General features: G+C 71.6%; 1 protein-coding gene. It reads left to right on the top strand.

What is annotated here, in order from left to right; translation table 11 throughout:
* Positions 1-75: 75 nt before the first annotated feature.
* The coding region (locus ACWC5O_RS45500; RefSeq protein WP_450781407.1) for a beta-ketoacyl synthase N-terminal-like domain-containing protein at positions 76-1,244 on the top strand (1,169 nt) is incomplete at its 3' end.

The following is a 1,244-nucleotide window of genomic DNA, read 5'->3' as shown; positions in this document are numbered from 1 at the left end:
TTCGCCGCCACTCGCCGCTCCTCCGGTCTCCCCGCGACCTCCCTGGCCTGGGGACCGTGGGCACCCGGCGCCGGCATGACCGCCGAACTGACCGAAGCCGATCTCCGTCGTCTCGCCCGCAACGGCATGCTCCCGCTCGCTCCCGAACAGGGACTCGGGCTGCTGGACACCGCGCTGGAGCTGGGCGGGGGGCTGGAACGGGCCGCCGTACTGCCGGTCGAACTCGACATCCCGGCGCTGCGTCGGCGGACCCCTGAGGACGTTCCCGCGCTGCTGCGTGCCCTGGTTCGCGCCCGCGGCCGTCGCAAAGCCGAGACCGGAGCGGGCGACGACGCCACGGACCTGCGGCAGCGGCTGCTCGCCCTGCCCGTCGTCGACCGTGAACGTTTCCTGCGGGACTTCGTCTCGGCGCAGGCCGCATCGGTCCTCGGGCACGGTTCCACCCAACAGATCGAGGCGGAAGAGACGTTCAAGAACCTCGGCTTCGACTCCCTCACCTCGGTCGAGCTGCGTAACCGACTGAACGCGGCCGCCACCGGCATGCGGCTGCCCGCGACCCTGGTCTTCGACTACCCGACCCCGGCGGACGTGGCCCGCTTCGTGCTCGCCGAGCTGGTGGGGGACGGCGGCCCCCATGCCGTCACCGCCACCACCGCCACCACCGACGCGCTGCCCGCGCCGACGAGTGTCGGTGACGATCCGGTGGTGATCGTTGGTATGGCCTGCCGGTTCCCGGGCGGAGTCGGTTCGCCGGAGGACCTGTGGCGGCTCGTCAGCGAGGGCGATGACGCGATCGGTGGGTTCCCGGCCGACCGCGGCTGGGACCTCGATCGCCTCTACGCCCCCGAGCCCGGCACGCCCGGCCGGACCTACGTCCGCGAGGGCGGCTTCCTCTACGACGCTCCTGAGTTCGACGCCGCGCTCTTCGGTATCTCGCCGCGTGAGGCGCTGGCGATGGACCCGCAGCAGCGGTTGCTGTTGGAGACGTCGTGGGAGGTCTTCGAGCGCGCGGGTATCGACCCGGCGACGCTGCGCGGCAGCCGCACCGGTGTCTTCGCCGGCGCCATGGCGCAGGACTACGGTTCCTTCCTCCGCTCGGGCGAGCTCGACTCCGGCGGTTACCTCATGACCGGGAACACCGGCAGCGTGGCGTCGGGTCGTATCGCGTACACGTTTGGTTTCGAGGGTCCCGCGGTGACGGTGGACACGGCGTGTTCGTCGTCGCTGGTCGCCCTTCACCTAGC

The organism is Streptomyces sp. NPDC001450 (assembly GCF_053597295.1).
Note: the sequence above shows the minus strand (reverse complement) of the source record. Positions and strands in the feature narration are given on the sequence as shown.